Source organism: Citrobacter portucalensis (assembly GCF_023374935.1).
Lineage (GTDB): Bacteria > Pseudomonadota > Gammaproteobacteria > Enterobacterales > Enterobacteriaceae > Citrobacter > Citrobacter portucalensis.
The window spans coordinates 5,032,791-5,050,028 of the sequence record NZ_CP092466.1; the positions used below are offsets into that span (position 1 = coordinate 5,032,791).

The following is a 17,238-nucleotide window of genomic DNA, read 5'->3' on the forward strand; positions in this document are numbered from 1 at the left end:
TCAGGCGAAGTAGTTGAGTAAGGTCGAAATGACCGTTCGCTGGTTTACTGGCGACAGGTTGTAAAACAGCGGCAAGCGCAGCAGACGCTCGCTCTCTTTAGTGGTGAAACGATCAACACCGGCAAATACGCCGAATTTATCGCCAGCCGGACAATCATGTAGCGGGATATAGTGGAACACCGCCATAATTTCAGCTTCTTTCAAGAAGTTAATCAACGCCGTGCGATCGTCGATATCGCGCAGCTTGATATAAAACATATGGGCATTCTGCACGCAGTTTTCCGGGACAGAAGGCAGATCAATGCGTCCGGCACGCGCCAGCGGTTCGAGAGCATCATAGTAGTTCTGCCACAGCGCCAGACGCTGCTGGTTAATACGGTCAGCCGCTTCCAGTTGTGCCCACAGATAAGCAGCCTGCAGATCGGACATCAGATAGCTGGAGCCAATATCACGCCAGGTATACTTATCCACCTGACCGCGGAAAAACTGGCTGCGGTTAGTTCCTTTTTCACGGATGATCTCTGCACGTTCGACTAATTTTTTATCATTAATCAGCGTCGCTCCACCTTCACCGCCTGCGGTATAGTTTTTGGTCTCATGGAAGCTAAAGCAACCGATGTGACCAATCGTCCCCAGCGCCCGACCTTTGTAAGTCGACATGACGCCCTGGGCCGCATCTTCCACGACAAACAGGTTATGTTTGGTCGCCAGCGCCATGATGGTATCCATTTCACAGGCTACGCCCGCGTAATGCACCGGAACGATAGCGCGGGTCTTGTCGGTGATCGCCGCTTCAATCTGCGTTTCGTCAATGTTCATGGTATCCGGCCGGATATCAACAAAGACAATTTTCGCGCCGCGCAGCACGAAAGCATTGGCCGTGGAGACAAACGTATAACTCGGCATAATGACTTCATCGCCAGGCTGGATATCCAGCAGCAATGCCGCCATCTCAAGCGATGCGGTGCAGGAAGGCGTCAGCAATACTTTCTCGCTGCCAAAATGCTGTTCCAGCCACTGTTGGCAGCGACGGGTAAAACCACCGTCGCCACACAGTTTGCCGCTGTTCATCGCAGACTGCATGTAATCGAGTTCAGTGCCCACCACCGGCGGTGCGTTAAATGGAATCATCGTGTCACCTGTATAACCAATACGCGGTGCTTTCCACATTCGCACCACTGTGTATATAACGTTTAAGCGCGGCGGTATTGCCCATTTGGGTCGCCACGCGCAATGTTTTTTTACCGCGAGCCTGCGCCCAGCAAAGGGCAGCCTGCATCAGTTCTGCTCCCGCCCCACGCCCGGCCAGCAGGCCAATTCGCGCATCGGTCGCATTCAGTTCACGCAGCGAGACATAGCCACGAATATCACCTGCCGGTGTACGAAAAACGAGGCATTGATGATCGAACGTCCCCAGCACCGCGTTTTCAATCCACTGCGCATAAAAACGCGTGCTGGCATCTGCGGCATACCACGGAGCGCGAAAACGACTTTGCGCGAACGCCTGTCCTGCCAGTTGGCGTAATGCAGGGATATCCGTAGTTTGTGCTACCTGCGCACCGGGGTCGCCATGCGCACACATCACCGGCAGCACAAAATCCACTTCACCTTCAACCAGTGAGAAGCCCAACTGTTGCAGGGCATCTAATTCATGGGTATTGGCGGCAGGAATTTTTGCCTGTACCCGCGACCAGGGCTGCAACACATCCGCAGTCAGAACCGGCGCGCGTTGGTCAAAACGCACAATGGCGCTATTCACGCCAAAGAACGTATTTTCCCAGCTAAGCGGCTCAATACTGGCGCGGACGAGCACGGAGCAGCTCCAGCAGGTATTGACCATAACCCGTTTTGGCCAGTGAACTGGCAGCACGCTTCACGCCTTCGTCATCCAGCCAACCGTTACGCCAGGCGATTTCTTCCAGACAGGCTATTTTAAAGCCCTGGCGTTTTTCCACCGTCTGCACAAAAGTACTCGCTTCGATAAGACTGTCGTGCGTACCGGTATCCAGCCAGGCAAAGCCACGCCCGAGCAATTCTACCGTCAGATGTCCGTCATCAAGATACATCTGGTTGATAGACGTAATCTCCAGCTCCCCACGCTCAGAAGGTTTTACGCGTTTTGCGTATTCCACCACCTTGCTGTCATAGAAATAGAGACCGGTCACCGCCCAGTTTGATTTTGGTGCTTTCGGCTTCTCTTCCAGCGAGATAGCTCGAAAATTGTCGTCAAACTCCACGACACCAAAACGTTCAGGATCCATCACCTGGTAACCAAACACCGTCGCGCCTTGCGTTCTGGCGGCTACGTGACGCAGTTTTGGACTGAATCCCTGACCAAAGAAGATATTGTCTCCTAACACCAGACATGATGGTTCCCCGTTAAGGAACGTTTCACCAATGATAAACGCCTGTGCTAATCCATCCGGACTGGGCTGCTCAGCATAGTGCAATTCAATGCCGAACTCAGATCCATCGCCCAGTAAGCGCTGGAAATAGCCTTTATCTTCCGGTGTAGTGATAATCAGGATTTCGCGAATTCCCGCCAGCATCAATACTGATAACGGGTAGTAAATCATCGGCTTATCGTAAATAGGCAATAGCTGCTTCGATACGCCACGCGTAATGGGATACAGGCGAGTACCTGAGCCACCCGCCAGAATGATACCTTTCATGCGTTGTCTCCTCCGGGAGCCAAAACCAGGCTGTTAGCCCTTCAGACCTAAACGTTCGCCCTGGTAACTGCCGTCCTGCACGGGTTTCCACCATGCCTGATTAGCCAGATACCACTGCACGGTTTTGCGCATTCCGCTTTCAAACGTTTCTTGCGGCATCCAGCCTAGTTCACGCGCAATTTTCGACGCGTCAATGGCGTAACGCAAATCATGACCCGGGCGATCGTCCACAAAAGCGATCAAGTCGCGATACTGCGCGATACCCTGCGGCTTTTGCGGTGCCAGCTCTTCCAACAGGCTGCAAACCGTTTCGACAACTTCCAGGTTTTTACGCTCGTTATGACCACCGATATTATAGGTTTCTCCCACCGCGCCCGTTGTCGCCACACAATAGAGCGCCCTGGCGTGATCTTCTACATACAACCAGTCACGGATCTGTTGCCCATTGCCGTAAACCGGCAACGGCTTCCCCGCCAATGCGTTAAGGATCATCAGCGGAATCAGTTTTTCCGGAAAATGGTACGGACCATAGTTGTTAGAACAGTTGGTTATCAGCGTTGGCAGACCGTAGGTACGCAGCCAGGCGCGAACCAGATGATCGCTGCTGGCTTTCGACGCGGAATAAGGGCTGCTCGGTGCATACGGTGTGGTTTCAGTGAAGAAATCATCCGTAGAATGCAGGTCGCCATACACCTCGTCAGTCGAGATATGGTGGAAACGAAACGCTGATTTTTTCTCGCTGGTTAAATCACCCCAGTAAGCGCGCGCCGCTTCCAACAGCGTGTAGGTTCCCACAATGTTAGTTTCGATAAAGGCGGCCGGACCATCAATTGAGCGATCGACGTGGCTTTCTGCCGCCAGATGCATCACGCAGTCCGGCTGATAGTGTTGAAACACCCTGTCGAGCGAAGCTCGATCGCAGATATCGACTTTCTCAAAGGTAAAACGAGGATTCTGTGCAACCGGCTCCAGCGACATCAGGTTTCCGGCATAGGTCAGCTTATCGACCACAATTGCCGCATCCTGAGTCTCCTGAATGATATGCCGTACAACCGCCGAGCCGATGAATCCCGCTCCACCGGTAACCAGAATTCGTTTCATTAGCGCCAGACCCCTTTGGTATCAACGATATATTGCTGGTGAACCGCATCGCCTTTAATGGCTTTAAATTCATTATGGTCGACCAGCAAGACCAGCACATCGGCGCTTGCCAGAGCATCATCCAGCGCTGCCAGTTGGCACAGACCGTCCAGTTTTTTTGGCAGTTGATGGATGTTCGGTTCCACCACCAATGTTTCGCCTTTGTGCCAATGCGCGATGCTTTGCGCAATTCCCATCGCCGGGCTTTCACGTAAGTCATCAATATTCGGTTTAAATGCCAGACCAAAACAGGCAATTTTCACTTCGCTGGCCCGTTTATTGGTATCCGCCAGACAGTCGGCCACGGCAGCTTTTACCTGATCAACCACCCAATGAGGCTTACCGTCGTTTACCTCACGCGCGGTGCGAATCAATTTCGCCTGCTGCGGGTTCTGCGCCACGATAAACCACGGATCAACCGCGATACAGTGCCCGCCAACCCCCGGACCCGGTTGCAAAATATTCACGCGCGGATGGCGATTTGCCAGTCGAATCAGTTCCCAGACGTTGATCCCCTGATCGGCGCAAATCAGCGACAGCTCGTTGGCGAAGGCGATATTGACGTCGCGGAAGCTATTTTCAGTCAGTTTGCACATTTCCGCCGTACGGGCGTTGGTCACGACACATTCGCCCTCCAGGAAAATGTTGTACAGTTCGCTAGCACGCGCGGAACAGACGGAGGTCATTCCCCCAATCACGCGGTCGTTTTTAATCAGTTCAACCATCACCTGGCCCGGCAGCACGCGCTCTGGGCAATAAGCAATGTTAACGTCCGCGTGTTCACCGACTTGCTGCGGGAAAGTCAGGTCAGGCCGCATTTCTGCAAGCCATGTGGCCATCTGTTCAGTGGCCCCGACAGGCGACGTCGATTCAAGGATCACCAACGCGCCTTTTTTCAGCACCGGCGCAAGAGATTTAGCCGCGGCTTCCACATAAACCATATCGGGTTCGTGCTCCCCCTTAAACGGAGTAGGCACAGCAATCAGATAGGCATCCGCATCTACAGGGGTTGTGGTCGCACGCAGAAATCCATTTTCGACCGCCGTTTTCACCACTGCGCCCAAATCTGGCTCAACGATATGAATTTCACCGCGATTAATGGTATCCACCGCGTGTTGATTTACATCTACGCCAATCACATGCTTCTGACGGGAAGCAAAGGCAGCCGCCGTCGGCAGTCCGATATAACCCAGCCCAATGACAGAAATGGTCGTAAAACTCATAGCGATATCCGATTATTTTTTAACGCGTGTAAAATGCGGCCACATGCCTGCCCGTCACCATACGGATTATGGGCGCGGCTCATGGTCTGATATTCATTGTCGTCATGCAGCAAACGCGTGACTTCTTCGACAATACGCTGCGGGTCGGTCCCTACCAGACGTACTGTGCCTGCAGTAATCGCTTCCGGACGTTCCGTCGTTTCGCGCATCACCAGTACCGGTTTCCCCAGAGATGGGGCTTCTTCCTGAATCCCGCCAGAGTCGGTAAGGATCAGCCAGGCGTGATTCATCAGCCAGACAAACGGCATGTAATCCTGCGGTTCAATCAGGATGACGTTTTCAACGTGACCCAGAATGCGATTAACCGGTTCGCTGACGTTAGGATTCAGGTGCACCGGATAGACAATCTGTACGTTCTGATTGGCCGCGGCAATTTCCGCCAGCGCATGACAAATGTGTTCAAAACCACGACCGAAGCTTTCCCGACGATGACCGGTCACCAGTATCATCTTTTTATCCGAGCTCAGGAATGGGTAATGCTCTGCCAGTTCAGCTCGTAATGCATCGCTCGCCAGTACGCGATCGCGTACCCAGATCAACGCATCAATAACCGTATTACCTGTAACGAAGATGCGGTTATCAGAAATGTTTTCCCGTAACAGGTTTTGGCGCGAGTTTTCTGTTGGTGCAAAATGATACATCGCCAGATGCCCGGTCAGCGTACGGTTCGCCTCTTCCGGCCAGGGAGAGTAGAGATCGCCTGTACGTAAGCCTGCCTCCACATGCCCTACCGGGATGCGCTGATAGAACGCGGCCAGGCTAGTAGCAATGGTGGTTGTGGTATCGCCGTGAACTAACACAACGTCAGGTTTAAAATCAGCCAGAATTGGCTTTAATCCTTCCAGTATTCGGCAGGTAATTTCTGTTAGTCCCTGACCTGGCTGCATAATATTGAGATCGTAGTCAGGTACAATGGAAAAGAGGTTCAACACCTGATCGAGCATCTCCCGATGCTGCGCCGTGACGCAAACTTTTGCCTCAAAATCAGGATCTTTTGCCAGCGCATGAACCAGAGGTGCCATTTTTATGGCCTCCGGTCGCGTGCCAAATACAGTCAGTACTTTCACATCGATTCTCTTCGGATTGGCAGTGAGGGCCCAGCCCCTCACTGCAACGATATTGCTAAATCGTGCGGCGACGGGTTAACGCGACACCAGCACCGATCAGAGCCCCAACGATGCCCCACATAATCATCAGGAAGGCACGACGAGGGCTGTCACGTTTTACCGGTTCCTCCGGCGTACGCAAATAACGATAGGTCTGAAAACGCGGATCCAGAGTTGGCCCAACGTTCAGTGTGTTAAGCATGGCTCGGTTTTGGAAGTAGTCCAGATCGAAATCGGGACCAACAGATTGCAGGTTTTCGAGTCGCGCCTGCAGCATAGGACGTCCAAGCAAAAACAGTTCAGAATCGGGTAGCTCTTCAGCCGGAACGTCAGTGGAAGTACGCGAAATATTATGCTGTTCAGCAATTTTGAGAGCCTGCTCAATGTTGTGAACTCGGCGAGAGAAAATCGATTTCGCCACTTCTTCCTGGCGTTTAACCTGCGCCTTCATCTGCACAGTGCGCGCAGCCCAGGCTCCCTTTAACTCGTCGTTCAGATGACGCGCCGCACGCTGACTGGCAAACGCGACGTACTGACGCAACAGATTGTTGGCATCAGGTGCCGTTTCGGCAATCAGCTTCACGCTGTCATTGGTATTACGAACCGCATCGCCGGGCATAAACTGAATGTTATTAATCAGTTCATCCAGCATCGCCGCATCGGCTTTACTGTTCCCCACCATACGTTGCTTGTAATAATCAGTCTGCTGCCAGAATTCACGGCGCGTATCCCATGAGGCAAGCTGCATGATAAATTCTTTATAGGCCTCATCCATCACTGACGGCTGATCCGCAGATGCAAGACTGGCCTTGATGTCCAGGTTACGTAAGAACTGCTGCTGAGAGTAATAGCCGCCCAACATATTAACCGTTGGCCTGTCTGAAATCGCCGTCGCGCTCCACTCCTGACGAGCAAAAAACGTATAGGCGAGAGCGACTAACGCGAAGGCGAGAGCCATACCGACGATCCACACCTTCCCTGTCCACAAAGTACGAAACAACCCACGGATGTCCAGTTCATTTTCAGCGCTCATGGCATGTTCCCCCGGTAATGGTTGTGTCATCGTACCCTCAATTTATTTGGTTAAGTTTGGTTTACTGTCACGGTTTCTACGCAACTTGCGCTTCCAGCGTTTGATAAATCTCGCTACCTTCCAGGCACGTTTAATACAATAGTCGTACAAGACAAATGCCAGTAAAAAGAGCACCAGCATCACCCATTCCGGAACGACCCGAGAATATTCAGCCAACACGCCGATAGAGGCCAGGATCGCAGCAGCCAGCGTAATCAGGACAAAAGCCTGTCGGGAGGTAAACCCGGCGCGCATAATTAAATGGTGAATATGTTGGCGGTCCGGGGAGAAAGGGCTCATACCTTTACGTAAACGACGATACATGATCGCCACCATATCCATTAACGGAATGGCAATAATCCACAGTGCGGTGACCGGGCTAATAGGATGCGTTTTACCTTGAGTGGTCTCCAGCAGGATCCAGATGACCGTAAAGCCAATCAGCGTACTCCCCGCATCACCCATAAAGACCTTATAGCGACGTCCGAGAATACCCAGGTTCAGCATGATGTAAGGCAGAATGGCGGCGATCATGGCAAAACACCAGATAGCCAGGCTTGTCTGGCCGTCAAACCACAAGATAAGCCCCATTGCGGCGAATGATACGCTGGATAGCCCGCCTAACAGACCATCAATCCCATCCACCATGTTAAAGGCGTTAATTGCAGCCCAAACGGCGAAAAGGGTAAGGAAATAGCCAAAAGGACCGAGCACCATTTCCCAAGGGCCAAAAATGAACCCAAGGCTCAACAGATAGAGCTTACCTACCGCCATCATAATGATGCCGATGATAGCCTGGATGGTCGCACGGATTTTTACACTGATATCAAAGCGGTCGTCCAGCGCACCGATAAACACCAGTACACCGGCACAAGCCAGGTAGAGAGTTGCATGCGGGATATAATAATCGGCGATGAGGAACGTAAAGCAAATGCCTGCGTAAACCGAAATCCCCCCAACCAACGGAATCAGTCCCTGATGACGTTTGCGGAAGTTGGGTTTATCCACCAATCCTATCTTTTTCGCAACCTTGCGGGCAAAGAAAAGAAACAGCGTTGTGAATAAAAAAATACTGATGAGATCAGTACTTGCTGTCAGTAAATTCACTATACATACTCTCAAAGAATATCAATATATGAAGTATAACCATCCAGGCGATTATTCAGAAGAGAAACCCGATTCCATATCAGGTGGTTCTGTATGATTATTAACCACAAAATACGAATTACAACCCTTCGTCGCCAGGCGGTATGTCATACCGGATTATTATTATTGTGTCGTTAAGATTACATCCACAAAAGCAAAACGCCACGTAAAAACGTGGCGTTTTCAGATGATGCCCGAATCAGGAACGCTTCATCATATCGAAGAAGTCGTCGTTGGTCTTGGTCATCGCCAATTTGTTAATGAGGAATTCCATTGCATCGATTTCACCCATCGGATGGATGATTTTGCGCAGGATCCACATTTTCTGCAGCTCTTCCTGGGTAGTGAGCAGCTCTTCTTTACGGGTACCGGAACGGTTGTAGTCGATAGCCGGGAAGACGCGTTTTTCAGCAATCTTACGAGAGAGATGCAGTTCCATGTTGCCGGTACCTTTAAACTCTTCGTAGATAACTTCATCCATTTTAGAGCCGGTATCAATCAGCGCAGTCGCGATGATGGTCAGGCTACCGCCCTCTTCCACGTTACGTGCAGCACCAAAGAAACGCTTAGGACGATGCAGGGCGTTGGCGTCCACACCACCGGTCAGTACTTTACCGGAAGCCGGAACCACGGTGTTATATGCACGCGCCAGACGGGTGATGGAGTCAAGCAGAATGATAACGTCTTTCTTGTGTTCAACCAGACGTTTCGCCTTCTCGATAACCATTTCCGCAACCTGAACGTGGCGGGAGGCTGGTTCGTCAAAGGTAGAGGCAACCACTTCACCTTTCACCAGACGCTGCATCTCGGTAACTTCTTCCGGACGTTCGTCAATCAGCAGCACCATCAGCACGCAGTCAGGATGATTGTATGCAATGCTCTGCGCGATGTTCTGCAGCAGCATGGTTTTACCCGCTTTCGGCGGAGCAACAATCAGACCACGTTGGCCACGACCGATCGGCGATGCCAGATCCAGTACACGCGCCGTTAAGTCTTCAGTAGAACCGTTACCACGTTCCATACGCAGACGAGAGTTTGCGTGCAGCGGCGTTAAGTTCTCAAAGAGGATTTTGTTACGGGCGTTTTCTGGTTTGTCGTAGTTAACTTCGTTAACTTTCAACAGCGCAAAGTAGCGTTCACCTTCTTTCGGCGGGCGAATCTTACCAGAAATGGTATCACCAGTGCGGAGGTTGAAACGGCGGATTTGGCTGGGAGAAACGTAGATGTCATCAGGACCGGCGAGGTAGGAGCTGTCTGCAGAGCGGAGGAAACCAAATCCATCCTGCAATATCTCCAGCACACCGTCACCAAAGATATCTTCGCCACTCTTTGCGTGCTGCTTCAGGATGGCAAAAATAATGTCCTGCTTGCGCATACGAGCCAGGTTTTCAAGGCCCATATTTTCGCCGAGAGTGATCAGCTCAGAAACCGGCGTATTCTTTAATTCGGTAAGATTCATAATGGTGTGAGTTCTTAAACTTGGGGTAAATCTCGAACTTAATGTTGTGAATGGTATGGCAGGGTCATCCATGCCTGTTTACGGCCATCAACTCATGTCTGTTCGCTGTCTGGTCACAGGAAAGTACGCAGAACTGAAACGACAAGACGGATTGAGTGACAAGCCAGGAATCTGTCCACTCCTCGCGCGAGAAACAACGGGAAGTATTGGATATAACTAGATTCAAACTTAATAAGGTATGTTTAATACGAAGTCAACACTAACTTAGCACGACTCAAGTCGGGCGTCCAGTCATCCGAATCATTTCGAAGTAGGGTCGCCCGATCATGAGACTTCCTTACGCTAAATTAGCGTCGAGGAATTCTTTCAACTGACCTTTGGACAGCGCGCCGACTTTCGTCGCCGCAACTTCGCCGTTTTTAAACAGCAGCAGGGTCGGGATGCCACGGATACCATACTTCGGCGCGGTGCCTGGGTTTTGGTCAATGTTCAGTTTAGCAACCGTCAGTTTGCCCTGATATTCGTCAGCGATTTCATCCAGAATCGGAGCGATCATTTTGCACGGACCGCACCACTCTGCCCAGAAATCAACGAGGATTGCTCCGTCCGCTTTGAGTACATCCGTGTCAAAACTGTCGTCAGTCAGGTGAATAATTTTATCGCTCATAATAACTCCACAGGAATAAGCCTGGTGCATTGGTGTAGCATTAATCAACGACGTGTTGATGTAGCATTAACCAACTAAAGGTTGACTTTATTTCACCGGATACGCTTTCGTAAAGCAATAGTAAGCTGATATTCTACCACACTATGAGCAAAACACATTTAACAGAACAGAAGTTTTCCGACTTCGCCCTGCACCCAAAGGTGATAGAAGCCCTTGAAAATAAAGGCTTTCATAACTGTACGCCCATTCAGGCCCTCGCGCTGCCGCTAACGCTGGCTGGTCGTGATGTTGCCGGGCAGGCGCAAACCGGTACCGGAAAAACGATGGCGTTCCTGACGTCAACGTTTCATTATCTTCTCTCTCATCCCGCGATTGCCGATCGCAAGGTGAACCAACCGCGTGCGTTAATTATGGCGCCAACGCGTGAATTAGCCGTGCAGATCCACGCCGATGCCGAGCCGCTGGCACAGACCACTGGCCTGAAATTAGGCCTGGCGTATGGCGGCGACGGTTACGATAAACAGCTGAAAGTGCTGGAAAGCGGCGTCGATATTCTTATCGGCACGACCGGTCGTCTCATCGACTATGCAAAACAGAACCACATTAATCTGGGCGCGATTCAGGTCGTGGTGCTGGATGAAGCCGATCGTATGTACGATCTGGGCTTTATTAAAGATATCCGTTGGCTGTTCCGTCGTATGCCGCCAACCACCCAACGTCTGAACATGCTGTTTTCTGCAACCCTCTCATACCGCGTTCGCGAACTGGCGTTCGAACAGATGAATAACGCTGAGTACGTTGAAGTCGAACCGGAACAGAAAACTGGCCACCGCATTAAAGAAGAGCTCTTCTACCCTTCCAACGAAGAGAAAATGCGTTTGCTGCAAACGCTGATTGAAGAAGAGTGGCCAGATCGCGCCATTGTTTTTGCTAACACCAAGCATCGTTGTGAAGATATCTGGGGCAGCCTTGCTGCGGACGGTCATCGCGTCGGTCTGCTGACCGGTGACGTAGCACAGAAAAAACGTCTGCGTATTCTTGATGAGTTCACCCGTGGCGATCTCGACATTCTCGTTGCGACGGATGTCGCTGCGCGTGGCCTGCATATCCCAGCAGTAACGCACGTATTTAACTATGACCTGCCGGATGACTGTGAAGATTACGTTCACCGAATCGGTCGTACCGGACGTGCTGGCGCAAGCGGTCACTCTATCAGCCTGGCCTGTGAAGAGTACGCGCTGAATTTACCCGCAATCGAGACCTATATCGGCCACTCGATTCCGGTCAGCAAATATAACCCGGATGCGCTGATGACCGATCTGCCGAAGCCGTTGCGCTTAACGCGCCCACGTACAGGCAATGGCCCACGCCGTACCGGTGGTGCTCCGCGTAATCGTCGTCGTTCAGGTTAAGAAAAGTTATGCCATACACAAAATCATTCAGCCTGTATCAAGGCGGCAAGAAAACGAATCCCGATGAGCTTATTTTAGTAAATGATTCGGGTGAGAGAACGCAGCCAACACAGATACAGGTTGAAGGATGAAGTGTATGAATTCTACTTCGCTGTATGCAGCAATCGATCTCGGCTCGAATAGTTTTCATATGCTGGTTGTACGCGAGGTGGCAGGAAGCATCCAGACGCTCACGCGTATCAAACGCAAAGTGCGTCTGGCCGCTGGACTCAACGGTGACAACGAGCTCTCTGTTGAAGCGATGGAGCGCGGCTGGCAATGCTTGCGCTTGTTTGCAGAACGTCTGCAGGATATTCCGCATCCTCAAATCCGCGTGGTCGCCACGGCAACATTACGCATCGCCGTAAATGCCGATGTGTTTATTGCTAAAGCGCAAGAGATCCTTGGCTGCCCTGTCCAGGTAATTAGCGGTGAAGAAGAAGCGCGACTGATTTATCAAGGTGTGGCCCACACAACCGGCGGTGCCGATCAGCGTCTGGTTGTGGATATTGGTGGCGCCAGCACTGAATTAGTCACCGGTTCCGGCGCACAAACCACCTCTCTGTTCAGCCTGTCGATGGGCTGCGTCACCTGGCTCGAACGTTATTTTACCGATCGTAATCTGGCACAGGAAAACTTTGACGAGGCAGAGAAGGCCGCACGTGAAGTTCTGCGCCCGGTCGCCGACAAACTGCGTTTTCATGGCTGGAAAGTTTGCGTTGGTGCCTCTGGTACCGTCCAGGCGTTGCAGGAAATCATGATGGCGCAGGGTATGGATGAGCGCATTACGCTGGCCAAACTTCAGCAGCTTAAGCAGCGCGCCATTCACTGCGGTCGTCTGGAAGAGCTGGAAATCGAAGGGTTAACGCTGGAACGTGCGCTGGTTTTCCCCAGCGGGCTGGCCATTCTGATTGCTATTTTCACCGAACTGAACATTCAATGCATGACCCTGGCCGGCGGCGCATTACGTGAAGGTCTGGTCTACGGCATGCTGCATCTGGCGGTGGATCAGGATATTCGTAGCCGCACATTACGCAATATCCAGCGTCGCTTTATGGTCGATACAGAGCAAGCACATCGCGTTGCCAATTTAGCGACTAAATTTCTCGATCAGGTAGAAAAAAAGTGGCATCTTGAACCGATTAGCCGCGAACTACTGATTAGTGCCTGTCAGCTGCATGAAATTGGCCTGAGCGTTGATTTTAAACAGGCACCACAGCATGCCGCTTATCTGGTGCGCAATCTCGATCTCCCGGGTTTTACCCCTGCGCAAAAGAAACTGCTAGCAACGCTGTTACTCAACCAGACCAACCCCGTCGATCTCTCTTCGCTCCACCAGCAAAACGCAGTGCCACCGCGCATCGCGGAGCATCTTTGCCGTTTGCTACGTTTGGCGATCATCTTCGCCAGCCGTCGCCGTGACGATCTTGTGCCGGAAATTCAAATGGATGCAAGAAACGAGCACCTGACGGTCACGCTACCAGAAGGCTGGCTGGAACATCATCCGCTGGGTAAAGAGTTAATCGATCAGGAAAGTCAGTGGCAAAGCTATGTCCACTGGCCGCTGGACGTTCATTAGATGTTGGTTGCCGGATAGCGCGCGTTTACACGTATCCGGCCTACAGAATACCTACTTTGCTTTGGCTTTCGCCATCATTGCCCGAATATTAGCGATGCTTGCCTGCCCTTTTTGCATCCGCTCCTCAGCGCTCACCACTTTACGCTCTTGTTCCCAGATAACGTCATCCTGTGGCAGCTCCAGCAGGAAACGACTCGGTTCCGGACGCACCAGCTCACCATACTGACGACGCTCTTTACACAGAGTGAAGATGAGTTCTTTCTGTGCACGCGTAATCCCTACGTAAGCCAGACGACGTTCTTCGTCGATATTGTCTTCATCAATACTGCTCTGGTGCGGCAAAAATCCTTCTTCCATTCCCACCATAAACACGTAAGGGAACTCCAGCCCTTTTGAGGCATGCAGCGTCATCAACTGCACCTGATCCAGCTCTTCTTCGCTCTCTCCACGCTCCATCATGTCGCGCAGGGTAAAGCGGGTAACTACCTGGGTCAGGGTCATCGGCTCTTCCAGCTCACTGCCTTCCAGCATCTCCGTCATCCAGCTGAACAGCGTATTGACGTTTTTCATACGCATTTCAGCCGCTTTCGGGCTCGGCGAGGTTTCATACAGCCAGGATTCGTAATCAATACCGTGGATAAGATCGCGCACGGCGGCAACCGGTTCGCGCTCCGCCAGGCGCTGAATTTCACCCAGCCAGTGCGTAAAGCGGGTCAGAGAGTCATACCCGCGCCCGGTCAGTGTCTGGCTAAGCCCCATATCAAAGCTGGCGGTAAACAGGCTTTTATTACGCGTCATCGCCCATTCACCCAACTTTTGCAGCGTGGCTGGACCGATTTCACGCTTTGGCGTGTTTACGATGCGCAAAAATGCGCTGTCGTCATCCGGGTTGCTCAGCACGCGCAGGTAGGCCAGCAGATCTTTAATCTCCGGACGCGAGAAGAACGACGTTCCGCCGGAAATTTTGTACGGGATACGGTTCTGCATCAGAAACTTTTCGAACACGCGCGACTGATGGTTGCCGCGATAAAGGATGGCGTAGTCTTTATATTGCGTCTTGTTCACAAAGTGATGGGCAATTAATTCCCCGGTCACACGTTCGGCTTCATGCTCTTCATTATTTGCGCTCAGTACCTTCAGCTCAGCACCGTAACCCAACTCGGAAAAGAGCCGCTTTTCAAAGACGTGTGGATTGTTCGCAATGAGGATGTTCGCCGCCTTAAGGATGCGACCTGATGAACGGTAGTTTTGCTCCAGCTTCACCACCTGTAAAGCCGGAAAATCTTTGCTCAACAGTACCAGGTTCTGCGGACGGGCGCCGCGCCAGGAGTAGATCGACTGATCGTCATCGCCCACGACGGTAAAGCGCGCACGTTTCCCTACCAGCAACTTCACCAGCTCATACTGGCTGGTGTTGGTATCCTGATATTCATCCACCAGCAGGTAGCGGATTCTGTTTTGCCAGCGCTCACGTACTTCTTCATTGCGCTGTAGCAGCAGCGTGGGAAGCAGGATCAGATCGTCAAAATCGAGGACGTTACACGCCTTCATATGCGCGTCATACAGACCATAGCAGTGGGCAAAAATACGATCGCGCTCGCCCTTTGCGCTGGCTGCCGCCTGCGCCGGAGTCATCAGATCGTTTTTCCAGTTGGAGATCGTCGAGATCAGCTGCTGGAGAATAAGCTTATCGTCTTCGATTAGCCCTTCGGTCAGTTCCTTAAGCAAGGCCACCTGGTCAGTATCGTCAAACAACGAGAAGTTAGACTTCATCCCCAGCGCCGCGTATTCACGCTTAATGATATCCAGTCCCAGGGTGTGGAAGGTGGAGATCATCAACCCACGCGCCTCTTTACGACCCAGCGTTTGCGCCACGCGCTCTTTCATCTCGCGCGCAGCCTTATTGGTAAAGGTCACTGCCGCAATATGTCGTGCCTGATAGCCACATTCACGGATCAGATGGGCTATTTTGTTGGTGATAACACGCGTCTTGCCGGAACCCGCTCCCGCCAGCACCAGGCAAGGTCCGGTGACGAATTCGACGGCTTGTTGTTGTCCGGGGTTCAAACGCATAAGGGATTGCTCAATCTGTAAACACGGGGGAGGTGGATTGTAGCAGAAAGAGGGAGAAAAAGAGTAACTGGCTACCCCTGTGAGTAGCCAGAAAATCGGGTCAATCAGGAAGCCGTCGCGGCTAGTGGTGTATAGCCGTTGCGCTGCGCGCTCTTGATCCAGCTGTAGGATCCCATCACCGCGATTGCCGTCAGCAGGACATACTCAAGCGACATGGCGTAAACGCCCTGCACCGCGTAAATAACCACGCTAATCACGTCGATAAGCACCCACAGCAGCCAGTTTTCGACGAATTTGCGCGTCATCAGTACCATGGCCGCAATCGACAACACCAGCATGGTGGAATCCCAGAACGGGAAGGCATCGGGCTGAAGGTCAGGCATCGCGACCGGTATACCTATCATTTGTAGCAGTGCAATCATAATGCGGGTAAGCGCTGCAAACACCGGATTGATAAACAGCGTCATCAAAACTATCGCCACCGCACAAACGCCGCCCAGCACCAGGGTTTGCTGACGGGAAAGCCAACGTACCTTGAGCGCAGCTTCCTGCGCCTCGTTTTGTCGGCTCCACGCATACCAACCGTAAATGTTAGCGGCGAAGAAAAACACCTGTAGCAACAAGCTGGCATAGAGCTGAATCTGGAAAAAGATTGCCGCAAACAGCGTGACGTTAATCAGGCCAAACAGGTAATTGATGATTTTTTCCCGGCTGGCACACCAGATACATAACAGACCAAATACGGTACCAATGGCTTCAATCCAAGATAGTGCATAGCCGCCTTCGCCGAGAGGAATGTTGACCATTACATTGTTAATGCTAAAAAAGTCCATCACTGACCTCCTTGCTGACTATCGGAATGAATGGCGCGTAGCGCCAGGGTAATTTGCCGTTCTTCGCCCTGTTGGCACAACGTTTCCTGCTGGACATAATCATTGATACTGCTATCCAGACAACCGTTGTGGGCAACCACCACATTGAGTAATGACGCCGTACGTAACCCGCGCAGCGCACCGATGGTCATCAAAGCGGCACTTTCCATATCCGCACCCAGAACGCCGAGTGCCGACCACTGCGCATCCAGTTCCGCTTCCCGGTCGGTATAAAAACTATCGTGGCTGCGCACCAGGCCACATGTGGCGGGAATATTCATCTGCCGCGCTTGCGCCATCAGTTCCCAGGTTAACTGCGGGTCGGCGCAGGCCGGATAGCCCGCAGGCGCATAGGTACGGCTGGTCCCGTCATCCGTTACCGCGGCATGGGCGATAATCACGTCACCAAGCGCAAGATTATCCTGCAATGCCCCGCAGCTACCGATACGAATCAGGGTCTTTACACCGATTTGACGCAGTTCTTCAATGGCAATAGCCGTAGACGGTCCACCGATTCCGGTAGAGAGCACTAAAATCTCGATCCCCTGATACCAACCTCGCGCGGCGCGAAACTCACGGTTTTGACCAAGCGATTCTGGGTTATCAAGAAAATTGGCGATGCGATCGACTCGCAACGGGTCTCCCGGCAGCAGCGCATAGCGTGCGCCTGTCATCTCCTTGCTTAACTGGATATGGGGTTGCAGCGACATTCTCGCGC

At 52.0% G+C, this 17,238-nt stretch carries 16 protein-coding genes; 2 read left to right on the top strand and 14 right to left on the bottom strand.

Annotated features, from left to right (window positions below; genetic code table 11):
• From rffA to trxA, 11 genes are all read right to left on the bottom strand, one after another.
• On the bottom strand, positions 1-1,131 hold the full coding sequence (gene rffA, locus LY264_RS24270) for a dTDP-4-amino-4,6-dideoxygalactose transaminase (RefSeq protein WP_048227519.1): 1,131 nt from the start codon (positions 1,129-1,131) through the stop codon (positions 1-3).
• A 4-nt stretch (positions 1,132-1,135) separates the two neighbouring features.
• Positions 1,136-1,813: a dTDP-4-amino-4,6-dideoxy-D-galactose acyltransferase gene (gene rffC / locus LY264_RS24275; protein WP_048227518.1), complete on the bottom strand. Its 678-nt coding sequence runs from the start codon at positions 1,811-1,813 to the stop codon at positions 1,136-1,138.
• A complete protein-coding gene (gene rfbA / locus LY264_RS24280; RefSeq protein WP_032945685.1) occupies positions 1,791-2,672 on the bottom strand; it encodes a glucose-1-phosphate thymidylyltransferase RfbA in 882 nt (293 codons plus the stop codon). The genes rffC and rfbA overlap by 23 nt, the downstream gene beginning before the upstream one ends.
• Positions 2,673-2,705: 33 nt before the next feature.
• A complete protein-coding gene (rffG, locus tag LY264_RS24285) occupies positions 2,706-3,773 on the bottom strand; it encodes a dTDP-glucose 4,6-dehydratase (protein ID WP_048215226.1) in 1,068 nt (355 codons plus the stop codon).
• A complete protein-coding gene (wecC, locus tag LY264_RS24290; RefSeq protein WP_008787073.1) occupies positions 3,773-5,035 on the bottom strand; it encodes a UDP-N-acetyl-D-mannosamine dehydrogenase in 1,263 nt (420 codons plus the stop codon). The genes rffG and wecC overlap by 1 nt, the downstream gene beginning before the upstream one ends.
• Entirely contained in the window at positions 5,032-6,162 is a 1,131-nt protein-coding gene (wecB, locus tag LY264_RS24295) for a non-hydrolyzing UDP-N-acetylglucosamine 2-epimerase (RefSeq protein ID WP_048227517.1), read from the bottom strand. Before wecB ends, wecC begins: the two co-directional genes overlap by 4 nt.
• Positions 6,163-6,217: 55 nt before the next feature.
• Complete coding sequence (gene wzzE, locus LY264_RS24300) at positions 6,218-7,264, bottom strand: ECA polysaccharide chain length modulation protein (RefSeq protein WP_003829003.1); 1,047 nt, start codon at positions 7,262-7,264, stop codon at positions 6,218-6,220.
• A 12-nt stretch (positions 7,265-7,276) separates the two neighbouring features.
• Entirely contained in the window at positions 7,277-8,380 is a 1,104-nt protein-coding gene (gene wecA / locus LY264_RS24305) for a UDP-N-acetylglucosamine--undecaprenyl-phosphate N-acetylglucosaminephosphotransferase (protein ID WP_032945680.1), read from the bottom strand.
• Positions 8,381-8,618: 238 nt separating this feature from the next.
• Positions 8,619-9,878 carry a transcription termination factor Rho gene (gene rho, locus LY264_RS24310; RefSeq protein WP_002437993.1) on the bottom strand — a complete coding sequence of 420 codons (1,260 nt, stop codon included), beginning with the start codon at positions 9,876-9,878 and terminating at the stop codon, positions 8,619-8,621.
• Between the two features lie 87 nt (positions 9,879-9,965).
• Complete coding sequence (locus tag LY264_RS24315) at positions 9,966-10,085, bottom strand: rho operon leader peptide (protein ID WP_049259789.1); 120 nt, start codon at positions 10,083-10,085, stop codon at positions 9,966-9,968.
• Positions 10,086-10,215: 130 nt separating this feature from the next.
• Entirely contained in the window at positions 10,216-10,545 is a 330-nt protein-coding gene (trxA, locus tag LY264_RS24320; RefSeq protein ID WP_001280776.1) for a thioredoxin TrxA, read from the bottom strand.
• Between the two features lie 143 nt (positions 10,546-10,688).
• Between trxA and rhlB the strand changes: the two genes are divergently transcribed.
• Positions 10,689-11,957, top strand: a complete 1,269-nt coding sequence (gene rhlB / locus LY264_RS24325) for an ATP-dependent RNA helicase RhlB (RefSeq protein ID WP_003829013.1) — start codon at positions 10,689-10,691, stop codon at positions 11,955-11,957.
• Positions 11,958-12,093: 136 nt separating this feature from the next.
• Positions 12,094-13,575: a guanosine-5'-triphosphate,3'-diphosphate diphosphatase gene (gene gppA, locus LY264_RS24330; RefSeq protein ID WP_003829016.1), complete on the top strand. Its 1,482-nt coding sequence runs from the start codon at positions 12,094-12,096 to the stop codon at positions 13,573-13,575.
• Between the two features lie 51 nt (positions 13,576-13,626).
• On the opposite strand, the gene rep is transcribed toward gppA, so the two are convergent.
• From rep to LY264_RS24345, 3 genes are all read right to left on the bottom strand, one after another.
• Positions 13,627-15,648: a DNA helicase Rep gene (rep, locus tag LY264_RS24335; protein ID WP_003829018.1), complete on the bottom strand. Its 2,022-nt coding sequence runs from the start codon at positions 15,646-15,648 to the stop codon at positions 13,627-13,629.
• A gap of 104 nt (positions 15,649-15,752) precedes the next feature.
• Complete coding sequence (pnuC, locus tag LY264_RS24340; protein WP_048227516.1) at positions 15,753-16,481, bottom strand: nicotinamide riboside transporter PnuC; 729 nt, start codon at positions 16,479-16,481, stop codon at positions 15,753-15,755.
• Positions 16,481-17,230 (bottom strand): nucleoside phosphorylase, encoded by a 750-nt coding sequence (locus LY264_RS24345; RefSeq protein ID WP_048227515.1) that lies wholly within the window; start codon positions 17,228-17,230, stop codon positions 16,481-16,483. The genes pnuC and LY264_RS24345 overlap by 1 nt, the downstream gene beginning before the upstream one ends.
• Positions 17,231-17,238 lie beyond the last annotated feature (8 nt).